This is a genomic window from Mojavia sp. (assembly GCF_059505145.1).
In genome coordinates this window covers 24,293-43,685 of sequence record NZ_JCACKA010000048.1, presented here as the reverse complement: position 1 = coordinate 43,685, position 19,393 = coordinate 24,293, and the positions used below count along the sequence as shown (strand labels likewise).

The following is a 19,393-nucleotide window of genomic DNA, read 5'->3' as shown; positions in this document are numbered from 1 at the left end:
AGAAGTCACTTAGGCTTAGAATGGGTTGATACAGAAAAAGATGTAGTAAAAAGGATGAAGGATAAACACAAAAATCGACTTCATCCTTTAGAATTTACTTACACTTCAGACTTCTATTGTTGCCCTCCCCCACCTGAAGGAATTGCTGTCTTGCTTATTTAGTAAAAAGAGGTGATCTCAGAGCTATAGCCAAGGAAGCTACTAGGCTGGAGGAGTTGAATCGGCAATGGGTACCGTTTGCTACCCATATTAGTCAACAGGCTAAAGGTTTTAAAGGCAAACAAATTCGGGAACTTTTAAAATAATTTTAAGAGGTAGTAATGAGTGATACTACTGAAAAAGGTGTCATCTTAATTGTGGATGACACTCCTATTAATTTAGAAGTATTGCTAGATTTTTTAGAAACATCTGGCTTTAAAGTATTAGTATCTGAAGATGGTGAAAGTGCAGTGGAGATGGCAGAATATGCCTTACCAGAGCTAATTTTATTGGATGTATTGATGCCAAAGATGGACGGTTTTGAAACTTGTCGTCGTCTCAAAAACAATCCAGCCACTCAAAATATTCCTGTAATTTTCTTAACTGCCCTTGCAGAGAAAGTAGATAAAGTTAAAGGACTGAATCTAGGAGCGGTGGATTACATTACCAAGCCCTTAGAGCATGAAGAGGTTTTAGCTCGCGTTCAAATCCATATGCGCTTACAAAACCTGACAAAAAAACTCACAGAGCAAAATGAACGTTTAGAAGCGGAAATTACTGAGCGTCAGCGCTTAGAGGTGGAACGGGAAGAAGCTTTTCGGGCACTTCAAAAAAGTGAAGCCCGATTTAGGCGCTTGGTGGAATCTAATATTATTGGAATTATCTTGTCAGACTTGAGCGGCAAAATTACAGAAGCAAACGATGCATTTCTTCAGATGCTGGGATATGAACGAGAAGAACTGCACTCAGGAAAATTGTGTTGGAACAAAATAACTCCACCAGAATATAGGAATTTAGAAGCAAGAGCGATCGCAGAATTAATCAGTTCTGGAGTTTCTACTCCCTTTGAGAAAGAATACATTCATAAAGATGGTAGTCGTGTTCCTGTTGTAGCTGGCGGTGCGCTTTTAGAAAAATCTCAACAAACTACAGTTGGTTTTGTGCTTGATATTACTGAGCGCAAGCAAGCAGAACAGAAAATCCGTGAACAAGCTGCCTTGTTAGATATCACTACAGATGCGATTCTTGTACAAGATTTAGACAACCAAATTCGATTTTGGAACAAAGGAGCCGAACGCCTGTATGGTTGGAACCAAGAAGAAGCGATCGCCAAAGATGCTAATAGAATTCTTTATAAAGAAGAAGCATTTTCTCAACTGCAAGATATTAACATCAGTTTAAATAATTGCGGTTTATGGCAAGGTGATTTACAGCAAATCACAAAAACAGGTAAAGATATTATTGTTGCCAGTCGTTGGACAGTTGTGCCTGATTTAGAAGGACAGCCTAAGTCCATCTTAATCGTCAACACTGACATTACAGAGAAAAAGCAACTCGAAGCCCAGTTTCTACGGGCACAGCGTATGGAGAGTATCGGTACCCTAGCTAGTGGTATCGCTCACGATCTCAATAATGCGCTGACACCAATGCTGATGATAGTTCAACTTTTAGAACTAACACTTACAGATCAAAAGAGCCAAGAATGGATTTCAATATTAGAGTCAAATATTAAACGTGCAGCAAATTTGGTCAAACAAGTACTCTGTTTTTCACGAGGACTCGAAGGTAAGTTTACAACAATACAGGTAAAAAGTTTAATTTCGGAAGTTGAACAAATTGTTAAACAGACCTTTCCTAAATGTATTGAACTTAAAATTGATTTTCCCAAGCAAAATCTGTGGTCAATCTATGGTGATGCTACTCAGCTGCACCAAGTGTTACTGAACCTCTGTATTAATGCTCGTGACGCTTTACTAGACGGTGGGATCTTACGCATTTCTGCCAACAATGTCTGGATTGATAGCTACTATGCTCGCATGAATATTGATGCTCAGGTTGGCCCATACGTTGTGATTACTGTATCCGATACCGGACAGGGAATTCCCGCAGAAATTGTTGATAGAATTTTTGAGCCGTTTTTCACTACAAAAGAAGTCGGTCAAGGTACAGGGCTTGGTCTTTCAATAGTCATGGGCATTGTTAAAAGCCACGGTGGTTTTGTAAACGTACTTAGTGAAGTAGGAAAAGGAACAGAATTTCAAATATATTTATCAGCTACACAGGCGACAGAGACAGATACCACACTAGTAGGGCATCATGCATTACCCATAGGTAATGGTGAATTAATTCTCGTTGTTGATGATGAAGATTCAATTCGTGAGATTACTAAAACTGCTTTAGAAAAAAACGCCTACAAGGTTCTAGTGGCCCGTGATGGAATTGAGGCAGTGGCACTATATACAAAACATCAAGCAGAAATTAGCGTTGTTTTGATTGATATGATGATGCCTTCTATGGATGGGCCAATGGCTATCCGTGTATTGAAAAAAATTAACCCAGAAGTCAAGATTATCGGAGTTAGTGGTCTAACCTCTAATCATGAATTAATTAAAACTCTAGGTAATAACGTCGCCACCTTTTTACCAAAACCCTATACCTCACATGAATTATTAGAAAATTTGCAGATGGTTCTCAATACAAAATAATACTAGTACACTGCAGCGTAAATAAATCACCCATTCCAAATCAATGAAACGCTTATGCTGTAATTATTTTGAATTTTGAATGCGTGAATTTTGAATTCCGCCTTGCGGTACTAGTGTGGGTTAGCGCAGAATTAGCTCAAAGCAATCTTTATAGACAATTTATGCTAGTTTGGTCAATCCAACAATCTGTTAATCTAGCATTGTCGAGGAGTGGAAAAACAATAAATGGAAATTAGTAATTTATTTACGGTAGGTGGCGTAGTCATGTGGCCCCTGTTGGGGTTTTCGATGTTAGCTGTGGCGTTGATTATTGAACGGCTGAGGTTTTGGGTACAAATAAATAGACGTCAAAACCGTGTTGTGCGAGAAGTATTACAACTTTATCGTCAAGGTAATATAGTCGGCGCTTGGGATAAATTACAGCAAAATACTAATTTACCCATCGCCCGAATTTTTCTGGCAGCTTTAGAATTAGAAGAGCCGACTCCAGAGGAATTTCGTTTGGCATTAGAAAGTGAAGCGCAAGCTGAGATACCTTTACTTAAGCGTTTCCAAAACATTTTCGAGACGATCATCGGACTTGCACCTTTATTGGGACTTCTCGGTACTGTCTTAGGGTTAATTACTTCCTTTGCCTCTCTAAATATTGGTGATGTAGGAGGTACAAAAACAACAGGTGTGACAGCCGGGATTAGTGAAGCTTTGGTATCTACAGCATCAGGATTGGTCGTTGCTATTTTTACACTTCTATTTGCTAATACTTTCCGAGGGCTTTACCAACGCCAGATTGCCTGGATTCAAGAGTATGGTGGACAGTTAGAATTACTCTACCGCCGCCGCTATGAAAGAGGAGAGAAATCCTATGCGCCTACCAAATGAACCAGCCAAGTGGTAGCGGTTATGGATCGGTTGCGTCAAGTACAGTGAGCTAAATTAGCGATCGCCACCCAAAAGCCATAATAAGAGAAAAATACTTACACCTGTCAGCTTTAATGTAGAGAATTTAAATAAGTCTTTTGACTACTCTACAATGTTCAATTTTAATAGTATTCTAGAAAAACAAATAGCTTTTTCCACTACATTTTTTGAGGGGATAATCCATGACTATTTGGGTAAACGAGCAAATTGATCCGTCTGGCATGATTCATGCTTGTATTGCCTGCTGTAACGAGTCTCAAGCACAAGATTGTCATGAATCCTTTGATAAAAATTTGAGTGAGACGCAAAAGTCCTCCGGCTGGGAAGCGCGATTGCGGATAGTCGATTCTTGGGATGATGTTCCAGTCAATGCTTTAAAGCTTGATTAATACAGATTATCTCTCTAGTTTTAGAGATTTCTAGACATTGAAATTGCCCAGCAAAAAAACAAGTTTGCTCAAAATAGGTTAATAAACGATAAAAAACTGATTAAAACTTAATACTTGATCGACGACAGTTCCCAAATAACCGTAACTGTTATGGAAAATTGATGATTTTTATGAAGTTTTAAGAGTTATTATCGATCGCAAGGATTAAAGTCAAAAACTTGCACAAACCGAATCAATGTAGTGAACTATCCCAAAGTTTACACTTCAAAGCCAAGCTATCCCATTAATTTGGTTGGCAAAACGGGACAAGCTGTTCAGATTTCAATTCATTCTCCTAGCCAGTATATCTGTGCCAACTGCGAACGGATATTACCAGATTGGAAACAGCAATCTTTTTTATGGGTAGTGATTGTTTTACAACAATCACGATATCAACTACTCGAAAGTACGGCAGAAGTAGAGAGAGAAAAAGAACGCTTACGAGAAAAGTTTATGAGGTTTGGTTGTGATTTAGCATTTAATCTGCGCGATCGCGGCTATTTAACAGACCTTATAGATCCTCGTACTGGCTTTCCCTTACTTTCCCATTCCGGGGTAATTCCCCACGATGACACAGCAGTTGTGAAAGCTTTACTTAATTACCCAGTAATTCAAGACAAATGCTGTGTGCTAGTACATCCGAACTGGGGTACAGCCGTTTATCCTAGCATCTTGATATCAGAAGCTTCCCCAATTCTGATTGAATCGGTCACTAAAAGCATAGCGCCTATGCATGGATGGCAAGAAATTATTTAATAGTCTCTCACACCACATCTTGCATCAGTTGCTTTATTGCAATTTTTGTAGAGGTAAAGATATGACCAAGAAAGGGTATATGAGGGAGATGAGCGAGAATTACTCTTCACTCCCCTACACCCCTATCAATTTAGATCCTCACACTCTGATATCATGTCCATTCAAATAACCGTCATTGCGACCGTAGGGAAGCAATCCCAAAAACATTGCGATTGCGTCGTTTGACTTCGTTCCACTCGCAATGACATTAAGGGTGATTTGCCGGACATGATATGACCTCAGTTTCAACAGACAAGCTTTGCTAACTCATTATTGTTAGAGAGTGGTCAGCTTCGGAGCTACGTCTTAGCACATCTACTTGGGCTTGATCTAGACAAGTATGCAATTTCTCAGCAACTACTTTTACATAGGGTTCGTTGAGTAGAGAAAAGTGAGAACCGGGAATACAATAAATATCCAGTCCGCCAGTAACAACGTCGCCCCAACCGAATTGAGGATCATATTGTATGCCAACAGCACTGACGCGAGCTTGATCATCAGTTCGGAAGAGGACGACTCGACCTGGATAAACCTGGAACTCATAGTTACTAAGAGCCTGTTTATTAGCTTCCGAAATTTCTAGGTGTCGGTCAGTGTCTAAGAATTGATCAGACTGAACATTAAAGTAATGCTTGTATTTCTGTTTGAAACGATAGAGGCCACTATTGAGCAGATTTGGAATCCACTGTCTCCAAACCTCAGTTCTTTGCCAAAGGTAATCAGGCCCTAGTTGTAAGAGATTATTTAAATGCTCGCCAAGTCGCTTCACAAATGGTAATCGCACATCATAGCCAGGACGACAGCTATCAAACATAACTAGAAGAGCTACTTCCTCACCTTGCTGACGAAGTTGTTGAGCCATCTCAAAGGCAACATTACCTCCAAACGAGTAGCCACCAAGAAAATAAGGCCCCTTCGACTGAATAGTTTGAATTTCTTCAACGTAGTGTGCCGCCATGTCTTCTAGGCGAGTAAATGGAGCCTGTTTTCCATCTAGCCCTTGTGGTTGTAGACCGTACAATGGTTGGTCTGTTCCCAAATGCATTGCCAATTCACGGAAACACAGAACTTCTCCGCCTAAACCGTGGATACAAAACAAAGGTGGTTTAGAACCGAATGGTTGAAGAGTCACCAGAGAAGACCAAGATTGTGAGGATTCTAGCTGAAGAATCTTAGTGGCGAGTTGCTCAACAGTAGGGGCTTGCAGCAAGGTAGATATAGGTAGATTCTGTCCCAAAGACTTCTCGATTGCAGTGAATAGACGTAACGCCACCAAAGAGTCACCACCCAAAGCAAAGAAATTATCGTAAATACCTACCTGCTCAATCCCTAGAACCTCGACCCAGATTGTAGCTAGCAGCTTCTCTATATCAGTTCTTGGTGCAACAAACGTTGCCTTCAATTGGTCTGTTAGCTTGTCTGCCAAACCAATACGCTGGAGTTTGCCTGTAGAACCCTTGGGTATTTCTTTGACAAATACCACCTGAGTTGGAACTTTAAAATCAGCCAGCTTAGTGGCGGCAAATTCACGGATTTCTTTTGCTGTCACAGAGGCATTCTGCCGTAGAACAATTGCTGCTGCCAAATCCTCACCAAGGGTAGGATGGGGAACTGCAAAGGCAACTGCCTGGGCTACCGCAGGGTGGTCTAGTAGTACTTCATCAATTTCTCTAGGAGAAATTTTTTCACCACCCCGATTGATTTGTTCCTTGAGTCTGCCTGTGATGAATAGATAACCTTCGTGATCTAAATAGCCTTGATCTCCCGTTCTAAACCAGCCATTGGTAAAGGTGCTTTGATTGGCTAAGGAATTATTTTCGTAAGCAAGCATCACATTGCCACCTTGAACAACAATTTCCCCAATTTGATTTGGTTTGAGTAAGTGGCCTGTTTCATCCATGATGCCAATTTCTAACCCCGCGGCAATTCCGACTGAACCGGGTTTACGCTGACGAGGTGGTAAGGGATTGAGTGAGCTGATACTGCCCGTCTCAGTCATGCCATAACCTTCTAATACTGGAGCCTGAAATAATTCCTCTAAAGCCGTCATTATCGGACGTGGTAGGGCAGCACCTCCAGAACGAATAAATCGCAGTCTGGGGAACTCATTCAAGCTCTTATTGATATCTGCTGCAGCATTCAAAACTGCTTGATGGATGGTTGGAACTGCTGTATACCAGGTTGCTTGCATTGCTTGCAGCCAAGCAAAAAACTGAGCGTTATCAAATCCAGGAGTACAGGCTACACTTGCTGCTGCTGCTACCGAGGAAAGGATTGCTGTAATTAACCCCTGTACGTGAAATAAGGGCATAACGTTCAAACAGCGATCGCTTGGCCCTAACTCTAGTGCGTTTTTAATGTTCTGTGCTGAGATATATAGATTAGCCTGCGTTAATGGCACAATTTTCGGTCGGGCAGTAGTTCCTGATGTATGCAATACCAGGGCAGTATCCTCACTTCTACTGCTAGTGCGTTGTACTGGAGGTAAATGGGTTTCACCTACTAACCGAAAAATTCCTGCCTCCGCCTCCAACTGCGGCACGAGTTCAATAATTGGGATATTACGCGCCATTGCGACTTTTCTGGCTGGTGAATCTATTCCTGCTTGCACAATCAGTGCTTTTGCATTCAAATCACCGAAATAAAAGTCAAATTCCGCAGCACTATAAGCAGGATTTAGAGGCGCGCTAGTGGCACAAGCAGTTACAGCTAAGAAAGCAACCGCCATCTCTGGCCCATTGGGCAGCACAATTGCAATCCGGTCTCCCAAACCCAACCCCAAGGCATTCAAGGTTGTATTCACGTCCTGCATGTGTTCATACAGACGCATATAGCTTAGGGAAGAACGACCGGGAGCGGCAATTGCTGTTGCTTGCGGATTTTGTTTGACGCTATCTCTGACTAACTGCTCAATAGTTAAATTAATTGAAGTACCAAAGATTGACGTGGCTCTTTTTTGTAACTCTTGTTTTGCCATTTTTCTTTAATACTGCTTATATTCGTATACATTAAGTTGTAATGTTTATTTATACACATACTGTCAATGAATTCTTTTGTCTTCATGAATTTTTCAAGAGAATATTGCAATTTTTAGGTAATTTATGAAATAAGTGTAAAGATAATAATTTAGAAACTTAATACACTCTTTACAAAATAAGTCCTAACTTTAAAGAATATATAAACTCTGCGGGTGGCTTCTGGTATTTTGAAGAAAAAATCGTCAGCTTATACCAATTGAAAATTAAGAATTCGTCTTTAAAAATTTGCTAAGAAGGAGCCAGCCCTCTCTAGCTGTGTCCTTGCTGCATCATAATTACTAATATCAATGCAGTAAGAAAGGGCAACATATTCAAACCTAGAACCCTAAATGCTGTGTAAATTTCGTAATTACGTTTAATGTGAAGGAAGCCCAACACCCTTGTAATTTCGTAGGTTATTCTAAATCAATGATTTTGAACGAATATAGAAACTCTGATCAACTAAGAGGCTTTTCTAATCTACATCAGATGTTAATTACAAATTAGTAAAAGTTATTTACTTGACAGCTACTTAGTATCAGATATCCTGCGGTTAGCTGGACTTTTGTTTCGCTTTCCCTAAGATTTTCATCAAATATTTTTAGGTTTACGCAATTTTTGGGAAACAATAGGGCCAAGGATTTGGTTAAGACTACGCAGTTGTTCAGCTGTACCCATGCAGATTAGCGTGTCTCCCGGCATTAATACGGTGTCACCAGTCGGGCCACCAATCAAATTACCATCGGTGCGGCGGATGGCAAGCACTAACGCCCCAGTTTGCGATCGCAGTTTTGCTCTCTGTAGGGTTTGTCCAACAAAGGGACAGGAAGCCGGGTCGAGCAAAAATTCTTCCATATACAACTGGCGGTCTGCACCTGTGAGGATACCGTCTACAAAATCCAACACCTGGGGTCTGAGAGCCGCAGCTGCCATCCGCTTCCCGCCTGTGATATAGGGAGAAATCACAGCATCTGCACCGCCGCGCTGTAACTTTTGCAAAGCTTCTTCTGTACTTGCTCTGGCGATCGCCCGAATTCCTGGATTCAAAGTTTTTGCTGAAAGAACAGTATATAAATTTTCTGCATCAGAAGGAAGTGCGGCTACTATACAAATCGCCCGTTCAATACCAACTCTCAGCAGCGATTCATCCAGCGTCGCATCACCCTGGTATACTGTATAACCTTCTACTTGCGCTTTTTGAACAGATTCAACCTCAGAATCAATTACTACAAAAGCTACGCCTTCTGCTCGGAATTCTTTGGCAATTTGACGACCAGTCCGACTAAATCCACAGATAATGTAATGTCCTGACAAGGATTCCATTAAGCGCCTCTGTTGTCGTAGTCGAATTCCTTCTTGAAAGTAGCCTTCAATGACAGCTTCTGTAAATCTATTGACAATGTAACCGATATTGATTACACCCATCAAAATTAAGGCAATGGTAAATAATCGTCCTCGACTGCCTAAAGGGTGTGTCTCCCCGTATCCAACAGTAGCCAAAGTAATTACCGTCATGTAAGCCGCGTCTTCCCATGACCAGCCCTCTACTAAGCAGTACCACAAAGTACCAATTAAGAAAACACAGCCAAGAGCGATCGCTCCTGTCATCAGCTCTTTTTGGATACGTTGATATTTTTGTTCCGGCATCGAGTACAAAATTTTTTTTCACCTCTGCCACTGGTTAGAGGATATCTGAGGGTTAGCCACCAAGAAAATGTTATTTGCTGAAAATAGTCGAAATTTTTGAGAGATTTCTAGGACACTAGTAAATAACTAATATGATCAAGGATTTTCACAAGGAGCGGTAGTGAGCATACAAACTCTCGTTGAAGAAGCCACGATCTCCCCAAAGCCGGATTCTTTGCCAGCTAGCCCCTTTGATACCAATAGCTTCGATGAAGCAGTCATGTCTACCTATGCCCGGTTTCCTCTAGCCCTAGAACGGGGCGCAGGATGTCGAGTATGGGATACACAGGGGCGGGAATATTTGGACTTTGTAGCTGGAATTGCCACTTGTACTTTAGGACATGCCCACCCAGCTATGGTAGAAGCGGTGACACGCCAAATCCAGAAGCTGCATCACGTTTCTAATTTGTACTACATTCCAGAACAGGGCGAATTAGCAAAATGGCTCATTCAACATTCCTGTGCCGATCGCGTCTTTTTCTGCAACTCTGGTGCTGAAGCCAATGAAGCAGCAATTAAACTAGCGCGGAAATACGCCCATACTGTACTAGACATTGAGCAACCAATTATCTTAACGGCTAATGCTAGTTTCCACGGGCGGACTTTAGCGACAATTACCGCTACGGGGCAACCAAAATATCAAAAACATTTTGATCCCTTAGTTCCTGGTTTCCACTACGTACCTTACAACGATATTGGAGCCATAGAAGCGGCAATTAGCGAGCTGGATGAAGGTGATTATCGTGTAGCAGCGGTTCTTTTAGAGCCATTACAGGGAGAAGGCGGTGTACGTCCTGGTGATGTCGCTTACTTCCAAAAACTGCGGCAAATTTGCGATGAAACTGGCGTTTTGCTGATTCTTGATGAAGTGCAAGTTGGCATGGGGCGCAGTGGCAAGTTATGGGGTTATGAAAATCTTGGCATTGAGCCAGATATTTTCACCAGCGCTAAGGGCTTAGGTGGTGGTATCCCCATCGGGGCAATGATGAGTAAGAAATTCTGCAATGTATTTCAACCAGGGGAACACGCCAGCACCTTTGGTGGAAATCCTTTTGTTTGCGGGGTGGCGATCGCTGTCTGCCAAACTTTAGAAAAAGAGAATATTTTGCAGAATGTGCAAGACAGAGGTGAGCAACTACGAGCTGGATTAAGAGCGATCGCCACGAAATATCCCAATTATATTTCTGATGTTCGCGGATGGGGTTTAATCAACGGTTTAGAGTTGCAAGCCGATATTCAGCTAACCGCAGCTGATATCGTTAAAGTTGCCATAGAGGAGGGTGTATTGCTCGTACCAGCTGGCCCAAAAGTCCTCCGGTTTGTGCCGCCATTGATTATTACAGAGGCAGAAATCAATACTGCCTTACAAGCTGTAGACAAAGCACTGGCTACGGTCGCAGCATAGGGAATCAAAAAGCGTTAACAAGTAGTAATTCGTAATTAAGTCTTAGATGGGGATTAAATCCCCACCTAAAACTAAGCGACCGCTACAGGTCGCTTAACCGCAAGAGCGTAGTGGCTCCTCAACGGGACGCCAGCCGCTACTTAATGATGATGATGGTGATGGTGATGGTGATGCCCATCTACTTGAGGATTAACTGCTATTGCTTCCTCTTGTCTCAACTCACCAATATAAGCATCTGCCCATTGAGCAGCCATTGCCAAAAACTCTGGATGGTCATTGACGCAAGGCATTTGTACATAGTCCACATCGGAATGCTTTTTCTCTAAAGCATGGATAATGTGGTGTACATCCAATAAAGTTTCGTGATTTTCGGTGGCAAAACCAATCGGCATAAAAATCACCGCTTTTGCACCTAATTGAATGAGGTTATTAGCAGCTTGCTCGGCGTTTGGCTGCGTCCATTCAATTAAGGGTGTATCGTGGTTGAGCCAACCTACCGAAATTAAAGGATAGCGGTTAATCAACTTATCACGCACCAAGTCGTAAAGTGCCTGACTTTCGACAATCCCAGAGGTGAAGCCTTTAGCTTTGTGGGGACAGCCGTGGTTCATTAGCACAATGCCGACTTGAGAAGGTAGGTAGGTTGCTGCTAAATCGGCAGTAATTTTTTCCTCTACTAGATGAGCCATCAAATCAATGTAGGCTGGTTCGTTGTAGAAAGAAGGGATGTAGCGTTGGCCTTTTACCCAATGTTGCTCGCCATCAGCCATCTCAGCTAAGGCGTTATTTACCTGCTCGATCGCAATTCCACTAGTAAAGATAGAATCAACCACCAACAGTGGGTAAATCAAAATTTTGTCAAAGCCTTGGTTTTGAATTTCCGCTAAGACTTGTTTAGGCAAAAAAGGAGCGCAGAAGTTGAAAGCTTTAAAGACTTGGACGCCATCGCCCCACTTTTCTTGTAACAACTTCTCAATGCCAGCACGTTGTTTTTCAAAGATGGCATTATGTGGGGAAATAAAATCGTGGTGTGTGTGTCCCCACTCGTGACGGTCAAATAATGCCAAAAGCTTTGCTAGGGGTGGGTAAATCCAAGTTGGAACTGGTGCAAATTTTGCTGTTAATAGATTTAAAGCCTGTTCATTATAGTTAGCGAAATCTTCGTAGCTTTCGACTTCGCCGTAGCCCATGAGCAATACGGCGACTCTATTTTTACCTGATGATTGCTCGTGAGTGTGTTGTACTTTTTCCGGCGTGGCTACCACAATGAGTTCCTCAATATAACCAGAATCGAGAGTTAAAGCAGTGAGAAAGTAACTTAATTACTTCGCTGCTTACTTAAATGTTATCCCATCCGGGGGGATAGGATCAGTAAAATCATCATAACGGGACATTACATCATATACTCCAGCGATCGCTACATAGATAAAAAAATTTACCTACAATGATGAGGGACTAGAAGCGAAAGTAGTATCTTCCATTGGCCGGAAAATTGTTCTCATCGCGCATCCAACGGCTATATAAACTAAGTGTCTTGAAACCTGCTTTTGCAGGTTGTGCCTATGTGCAAAATGAGCTGTAATTTAAAGTCACCTCATGCAAGATGTTAAGTATTTAGAATTTTGTGTATCCTGAAGATTCCTAATAGCCTAATTCAGAGATGATTTATAAAATTTTTCAACAAAATATTTAGTTAATATTGCTGAGACACAATGTCTTATTGATAACTAAAATGGTTGGAAAAAGAGAATTGTCAACTGGTCGCGGCTCCATGAACGCCGCTCCGGGACTGGGTACTGGGAAAACATTCCAAAATTTGTCAGTGGGTAAAAGCCGCCTTCCAGAATTTTTCCGCGCTCTTACCCAATCCCTAATCCCTAATTCCCAGTTTCTTTTACAGCTGCTAACACGAAAAACAGATGAGCATAATTATTTGCCCTGGAATTCATGATCCAGCCTTAACTAAAAGCTTTATATTGGGGTGTTTAGATCCTGATTCTCGTAGCTCAATTGCTGCAAATTTAGATGATGTACTGGTTTTCCCAGAACAGGGGTTTTTGACGCTATCAGCATTGCATATTTTGCAGTTTTTGCGCGATCGCGTGGGAGATAAGTTAGAATCGCCCGTTATATTCATTAGCTTTAGTGCTGGCGTAGTCGGGGCAATTCTGGCGGCGTGTTCGTGGCGACTCTTAGGTGGTAATGTCAAAGCGTTTATTGCTATAGATGGATGGGGGGTGCCACTATGGGGAGATTTTCCCATTCATCGGATCAGCCATGATTATTTTACTCACTGGAGTTCATCTTTACTGGGTAGTGGGCAAAATAACTTCTATGCTGAACCAGCAGTTGACCATTTATCCATGTGGCGATCGCCTCAAACTGTACAAGGCTTTTGGGTAGACTCATCTGAGGAATTTTACCCCAAGAGCGATTGCGCGGAGCGCAGCGCCAAAGGCGATCGCTTAAGTGCAGCTGAATTTTTGCACCTGCTGTTAAAGCGCTATGAAAACAAATAGTCCGGAAAACAAAGTTGGCAAGTAGGAGTCAGAAATAAGGCAGCTTTTAAAATGGAGTGATGAACAGCAAGAATCTGAAGAAATAATTTCTCTTTTCTTGTTTTCCTGCACCTCTGCCCCTCTGCTCCCCATCTACCCTAGTCCCTATTATTGAGTAACTAATGTTTCCAACGGAACCTGCTGCTGTTAATAACGGGTTTGGCGCACTGCTAAAAAACCGAAATTTTATGCTCCTGTGGATTGGGCAACTCGTTTCCCAGTTGGCAGATAAGGTCTTCTTCGTTTTGATGATTGCCTTGCTGGAGCATTACCCACCCCTTCCGGGATTGGCAGATAGCTCAATGCACTCAACCTTGATGTTAGTGTTTACAATACCAGCGATATTGTTTGGTTCTGCGGGTGGTATCTTTGTTGACCGCTTGCCTAAAAAGCTAATTATGGTTGGCTCTGATGTTGTGCGTGGGTTATTGACGTTATTAATTCCGTTTTTACCGCGTGAATTCTTATTCTTATTAATACTTGTTTTTGCTATTTCTACTGTGACGCAGTTTTTTGCCCCAGCAGAACAAGCCGCCATTCCCTTGTTGGTGCGAAAAGAGAATTTAATGGCAGCTAACGCGCTGTTTAGCAGCACGATGATGGGAGCCTTGATAGTTGGTTTTGCTATAGGAGAACCGATATTAAGTTGGTCGAAAACCTTTCTGGGAGAACAGTACGGTCAAGAGATTATAGTTAGCGTTTTATATTTGTTATCAGCTGCAATCATGCAGCCAATTAAATTTAGAGAACACCAATCTACTGAGGTGCATCAGGAATCAATTAAGCCTTGGGCCGAATTTACAGCAAGTTTGCGCTATTTAACGAAAAACCGTTTGGTATTGAATGCCATGCTGCAACTTGTGACTTTGTATTGCGTGTTTGCAGCATTAACAGTACTGACAATTAGATTGGCAGAGGACTTTGGCTTAAAAGAGAAACAGTTCGGCTTTTTCTTGGCAGCAGCTGGGGTTGGTATGGTCTTGGGCGCAGGTATTTTGGGTCACTGGGGTGTGAAATTGCATCACAAACCTTTACCCTTAATCGGATTTTTGATGATGGCTGTGGTTTTAGGAGTGTTCACTTTTACCCATAACCTTTTATTGGCGCTAGGACTCTGTGCATTGTTAGGTATAGGTGCTTCTCTAATTGGCGTGCCAATGCAAACTTTAATTCAACAGCAAGCACCACCCACGATGCACGGTAAAGTATTTGGCTTTCAAAATCATGCCGTCAATATTGCTCTTTCCTTACCCCTGGCAATTACAGGCCCCTTAACTGATATTTTGGGCTTGCGCGTTGTGTTGGTAACCATGAGCATTGTAGTTGCGGCTGTTGGTGTTTGGGCTTGGCAAAATACCCGTCGAGTACTGCAAGACGTAATCTAAAGCATAAAGAGTTATAGGTTAACTAGATATCAAAGATAGATATTTTTGTAAGGATTTAATTAAACTTTTCTATTAAAATGAAATCTTAACTACAGAATCCAAGTATTAACTTAGCTATTCTCAGAGGTTTGACAGTGCGTTCACAAAGTGTCTCCACAGGAGAATCGCCAACCCGAATCAGTCCCCCACAAACCGAGAATCACACCCAGCTGAATACGACTATCCAAACCGTCGTAGTAACCCCTCAGCGTGCATCCGGTGGTTTTGCTCTCCTTGACAGCCTCCAGCGCCACGGGGTCGAATATATCTTTGGTTATCCTGGTGGGGCAATTCTGCCGATTTACGATGATTTGTACAAGGTGGAAGCGACTGCTGGCATTAAGCACATCCTGGTGAGACACGAACAAGGTGCATCTCATGCTGCTGATGGCTACGCCCGCGCCACTGGTAAAGTAGGAGTATGCTTTGGCACCTCTGGCCCAGGGGCGACTAACTTGGTAACAGGCATCGCTACCGCCTATATGGACTCGATCCCGATGATCGTGGTCACCGGGCAAGTACCACGGGCATCAATTGGTACGGATGCATTCCAAGAAACTGATATTTATGGAATCACCCTGCCGATAGTCAAACACTCTTATGTAGTGCGCGATCCCAAAGATATGGCACGCATTGTGGCAGAAGCATTCCACATTGCTAGCACAGGGCGTCCCGGGCCAGTTTTGATTGATGTGCCCAAAGATGTGGCTTTAGAAGAATTTGACTATGTGCCTGTAGAACCGGGTTCGGTGAAGTTGCGTGGCTATCGTCCTACAGTTAAGGGCAATCCCCGGCAGATTAATGCAGCCATCCAATTAATTCGGGAAAGCCGCCGTCCCCTGTTGTATGTGGGTGGAGGTGCGATCGCCTCAGGGGCCCACCAAGAAGTTAAAGAACTAGCTGAGTTATTTAACATTCCCGTCACTACAACTTTGATGGGTATTGGTGTTTTTGACGAACATCATCCCCTAGCTTTGGGAATGTTGGGGATGCATGGGACAGCCTACGCTAACTTTGCTGTTACCGATTGTGACTTGTTGATCTGCGTTGGTGCGAGATTCGATGACCGTGTAACTGGCAAATTGGATGAATTTGCCTCCCGCGCCAAAGTCATTCATATCGATATCGATCCCGCAGAAGTTGGCAAAAACCGCGTTCCAGAAGTGCCCATTGTTGGCGATGTCCGAAATGTATTGGTTGACTTGTTGCGTCGGTGTAAGCAAACAGGTACAAAAAGTACACCCAACCAAAACCAAGAATGGCTAAACTTAATCAACCGTTGGCGCGAAGAGTATCCTTTAGTAGTGCCACAGCATACTGACAGCATTTCTCCCCAAGAAGTGATTGTAGAACTTGGTCGCCAAGCGCCCAATGCTTTCTACACCACGGATGTCGGTCAGCATCAAATGTGGGCAGCACAATTCCTCAAGAATGGCCCCCGACGGTGGATTTCCAGCGCTGGTTTAGGAACAATGGGTTTTGGTGTACCTGCGGCAATGGGTGCTAAGGTAGCGTTCCCCGATGAAGAAGTCATCTGTATCAGCGGCGATGCCAGTTTCCAAATGTGCTTACAAGAGTTGGGAACATTATCACAATATGGCATAAATGTCAAGACAGTGATTCTCAATAATGGTTGGCAGGGAATGGTACGCCAGTGGCAACAAGCCTTCTACGGTGAACGTTACTCCTGCTCAAACATGGAAGTAGGAATGCCAGACATTGAGTTTTTGGCAAAAGCTTACGGCATCAAAGGTATGGTGATTAGCAAACGTGAACAACTCAAGGATGCGATCGCCGAAATCCTGGCACACAATGGCCCTGTAGTTGTAGATGTCCGCGTCACCAGAGATGAAAACTGCTATCCCATGGTAGCCCCAGGCAAGAGTAACGCTCAAATGATTGGCTTGCCTAAGCAGCCACCGACAACAGCTGTAGAACCAGTTTATTGCAGCCATTGTGGTACGAAAAACGCTCCTGCTCACAACTTCTGTTGTGAATGTGGCACTAAGCTATGAAGAGTGCTGAGTTGAATTAAAAAGCTAGATTAACGACATTTGAAGTGTCTTTCTAAGCAGAGAAGTGTATTCTCTGCTTTTTTTTGGGAAACCTAAATTAAGGAAGCTATATAAACCCAAGGGATTGCTGCTTCAGCCATAACGGAACTTTTAAAGGATAATTATGTTTAAACGCAAGTTGCCTAAAAGCCGTAGCACCAGTTCAGTTGTGCTGGAACCAGAAGTAGCGATCGCAGTCATTGGACATTTTTCCGCAGTTGCTGATGATCAAGGTCTAAGCAGGACAGAAAAATATGTTTTGAGTGAAATGTTAGCTAGTATTTCCCAATTTGAAAAGTTCTCGCAAAAAGACTTTGAAAAGTTGACATCCAAAGTTTATGGCTTGCTAGAGAAAACAAAACGCGAAGACTTATTTGAACAGGCGATCGCCTCTTTACTAGATACAGATAATCGAGAAGCTGCATATATCACTGCTCTTTTAGTGGTGGGTATTGACGATGAAGTACCTAAAACTGAACAGAATTATATTTCTAAGCTTCAGGAAGCCTTGAAAATTTCAGACAAGCGCGCACAAGAGATTATAGACGGAATTTTTGCGGAAGATGGCGAAGAAGAGTATGGATAAGAGGAAAAGTAATATCAATGTTGAATTAAAAACTTTTACAAAAGTCAAGTTTAAAATTTCACACAATACTAATTATCGCAATTTAGTATGGTTATTTCATTTATCTGCCTAAATCTATGAAATTGCAAACTTAGTTTGACAATATGTACCTAAAATCGGGCCAAACATTTATCTATATCGTTAAAGAATAAATAATGCAGTTCATGATTGCCTTAAAATAGCTACTCATGATTTTTTTGTTGGCAACTTTTGCAAAAATTGCCAAAACGGTAAAGGTAAGAATATTGACTTTGTTAAAAAGCGCAACCTCAAGCTATTATCATCAAGTAGTTTTCAGCACTATGTAATGACAAAAAAAATTACTATTGGTTTAACGTTGTTGTTTTTTGGTATTCATATTGGTGTTATTCACCAAGCAACTCAAGCACAAATACCAACCCCGGTAGCTCCACCCACCACAAAAACAATTTGCCCGGCTCAACTAGCGACATCTGTAAATTCTATTATTAATCGTCCCTTATTTAGTCGAGTGCGTTGGGGAATATTAGTACAATCCTTATCATCTGAGCAACCTCTTTACAGTCGAGATGCTCAGAAATACTTTACCCCAGCTTCTAATACAAAATTGCTGACAACAGCAGCTGCATTACAGCAGTTAGGTACAAATTTTCGTATTCGTACCTCAATTTATCAAGATGATAATGGTATTTTGCGTGTCGTGGGTAGAGGAGACCCTAGCTTGAGTGATACTCAGTTGCAAGCACTAGCAAAACAATTGAAACAACAGGGTATTACCCAAATTAGTCAATTGGCTGTTGATGATAGTTATATTCAAGGGGATATAGTCAACCCTACTTGGCAATGGGAAGATGTACAGTCAGACTATGGCGCACCAATCAGTAGCTTTATTTTGAATGAAAATATTTTTACCTTCAAGCTTGTACCCCAAGCTATAGGTAAACCTTTACAAGTCATTTGGACTGATCCCAATGAGGCGAAACAGTGGGGAATAATTAATCAGTCAATGACAGTTACACAAAATTCTAAACCCATCAACGTTACCCGTGATTTGAGAGGGTTTTTATTACGAATTCAAGGACAGTTAGCAGCAAATTCTGAATCTTATTTAGTAACTTTACCAGTAGTTGACCCTAATTATTATTTCTTGCGGCGTTTCCGTACTGTTTTGGCAACAGAAAAAATCAGCTTGGGGCAAACATTGGTAGTTCCTGGTGGTAATAATCAGCAGGAAATAGCAGCGGTAGATTCGCCTCCGTTATCTGAATTGGTAACAGAGACAAATGTAAATAGTAATAATCTCTATGCTGAAGCATTACTTAGAGCATTAGCTTTTAAACAACCCAATCTGCACAATAAGAATACTGCTGATATTGGGTTAGAAGTTCTTAAAGCAAGTTTAATTAAGTTAGGAGTCGATCCAACAACTTACATTTTGGTAGATGGTTCCGGGTTATCACGTCGTAACCTAGTGTCGCCAGAAGCTTTAGTACAAACTTTGCAAGGAATGGCAAAAACACCAGCCGCATCTGTTTATCGGGCATCTTTACCCGTTGCAGGGAAAAGCGGTACTCTAAAGAATCGCTTTCGCAATACTCCTGCTGAGGGTATCGTGCAAGCAAAAACAGGGACATTAAGCGGTGCAGTTTCCCTAGCCGGATATATAAACGGAACTAGCTATGAGCCGTTAGTTTTTAGCATTATGGTCAATCAAAGTGAACAGTCCGCAAGCATGTTGCGACAAGCAATTGATGAAATTGTAGTATTGTTAACGCAGTTGCAGCGTTGTTAACTGATCTTTGGCACATCGATTGATATTT

Annotated in this window: 13 protein-coding genes; 10 read left to right on the top strand and 3 right to left on the bottom strand. The window is 42.1% G+C overall.

Annotation, left to right across the window (positions count from 1 at the left end; all coding sequences use genetic code 11):
- The first annotated feature begins 320 nt into the window (after positions 1 to 320).
- From AC5JL8_RS09820 to AC5JL8_RS09805, 4 genes are all read left to right on the top strand, one after another.
- Positions 321 to 2,684 carry a response regulator gene (locus AC5JL8_RS09820; protein WP_495879599.1) on the top strand — a complete coding sequence of 788 codons (2,364 nt, stop codon included), beginning with the start codon at positions 321 to 323 and terminating at the stop codon, positions 2,682 to 2,684.
- 225 nt (positions 2,685 to 2,909) lie between these two features.
- Entirely contained in the window at positions 2,910 to 3,563 is a 654-nt protein-coding gene (locus tag AC5JL8_RS09815) for a MotA/TolQ/ExbB proton channel family protein (RefSeq protein ID WP_495879598.1), read from the top strand.
- 221 nt (positions 3,564 to 3,784) lie between these two features.
- Entirely contained in the window at positions 3,785 to 3,991 is a 207-nt protein-coding gene (locus AC5JL8_RS09810; protein ID WP_495879597.1) for a glycogen debranching protein, read from the top strand.
- A 240-nt stretch (positions 3,992 to 4,231) separates the two neighbouring features.
- Positions 4,232 to 4,786: a methylmalonic aciduria and homocystinuria type D protein gene (locus AC5JL8_RS09805; RefSeq protein ID WP_495879596.1), complete on the top strand. Its 555-nt coding sequence runs from the start codon at positions 4,232 to 4,234 to the stop codon at positions 4,784 to 4,786.
- Positions 4,787 to 5,087: 301 nt separating this feature from the next.
- Here the strand turns inward: AC5JL8_RS09805 and AC5JL8_RS09800 are convergent, their stop codons facing one another.
- Together AC5JL8_RS09800 and AC5JL8_RS09795 are read right to left on the bottom strand one after the other, a co-directional pair.
- The gene (locus AC5JL8_RS09800) at positions 5,088 to 7,802 is read right to left on the bottom strand and encodes an AMP-binding protein (protein ID WP_495879595.1); all 2,715 of its coding nucleotides are present in this window, start codon (positions 7,800 to 7,802) and stop codon (positions 5,088 to 5,090) included.
- 631 nt (positions 7,803 to 8,433) lie between these two features.
- On the bottom strand, positions 8,434 to 9,498 hold the full coding sequence (locus tag AC5JL8_RS09795; protein ID WP_495879594.1) for a potassium channel family protein: 1,065 nt from the start codon (positions 9,496 to 9,498) through the stop codon (positions 8,434 to 8,436).
- A gap of 151 nt (positions 9,499 to 9,649) precedes the next feature.
- Here AC5JL8_RS09795 and AC5JL8_RS09790 point away from each other — a divergent pair, with 151 nt between their 5' ends.
- Complete coding sequence (locus AC5JL8_RS09790; protein WP_495879593.1) at positions 9,650 to 10,933, top strand: aspartate aminotransferase family protein; 1,284 nt, start codon at positions 9,650 to 9,652, stop codon at positions 10,931 to 10,933.
- A gap of 140 nt (positions 10,934 to 11,073) precedes the next feature.
- Here AC5JL8_RS09790 and AC5JL8_RS09785 read toward each other — a convergent pair whose 3' ends face one another.
- Positions 11,074 to 12,198: a ferrochelatase gene (locus AC5JL8_RS09785; RefSeq protein WP_495879592.1), complete on the bottom strand. Its 1,125-nt coding sequence runs from the start codon at positions 12,196 to 12,198 to the stop codon at positions 11,074 to 11,076.
- A 654-nt stretch (positions 12,199 to 12,852) separates the two neighbouring features.
- Between AC5JL8_RS09785 and AC5JL8_RS09780 the strand changes: the two genes are divergently transcribed.
- The 5 genes from AC5JL8_RS09780 to dacB all read left to right on the top strand — a co-directional run bounded on the left by AC5JL8_RS09780 (position 12,853) and on the right by dacB (position 19,365).
- Positions 12,853 to 13,452: a hypothetical protein gene (locus tag AC5JL8_RS09780; protein WP_495879591.1), complete on the top strand. Its 600-nt coding sequence runs from the start codon at positions 12,853 to 12,855 to the stop codon at positions 13,450 to 13,452.
- Between the two features lie 161 nt (positions 13,453 to 13,613).
- Entirely contained in the window at positions 13,614 to 14,876 is a 1,263-nt protein-coding gene (locus AC5JL8_RS09775) for an MFS transporter (RefSeq protein ID WP_495879590.1), read from the top strand.
- A gap of 134 nt (positions 14,877 to 15,010) precedes the next feature.
- Positions 15,011 to 16,930 (top strand): biosynthetic-type acetolactate synthase large subunit, encoded by a 1,920-nt coding sequence (ilvB, locus tag AC5JL8_RS09770; RefSeq protein WP_495879589.1) that lies wholly within the window; start codon positions 15,011 to 15,013, stop codon positions 16,928 to 16,930.
- A 163-nt stretch (positions 16,931 to 17,093) separates the two neighbouring features.
- Positions 17,094 to 17,555, top strand: coding sequence for a tellurite resistance TerB family protein (locus tag AC5JL8_RS09765; RefSeq protein ID WP_495879588.1), 462 nt, complete (start codon positions 17,094 to 17,096; stop codon positions 17,553 to 17,555).
- A gap of 346 nt (positions 17,556 to 17,901) precedes the next feature.
- Positions 17,902 to 19,365, top strand: coding sequence for a D-alanyl-D-alanine carboxypeptidase/D-alanyl-D-alanine endopeptidase (dacB, locus tag AC5JL8_RS09760; protein WP_495879587.1), 1,464 nt, complete (start codon positions 17,902 to 17,904; stop codon positions 19,363 to 19,365).
- Positions 19,366 to 19,393: the final 28 nt, after the last annotated feature.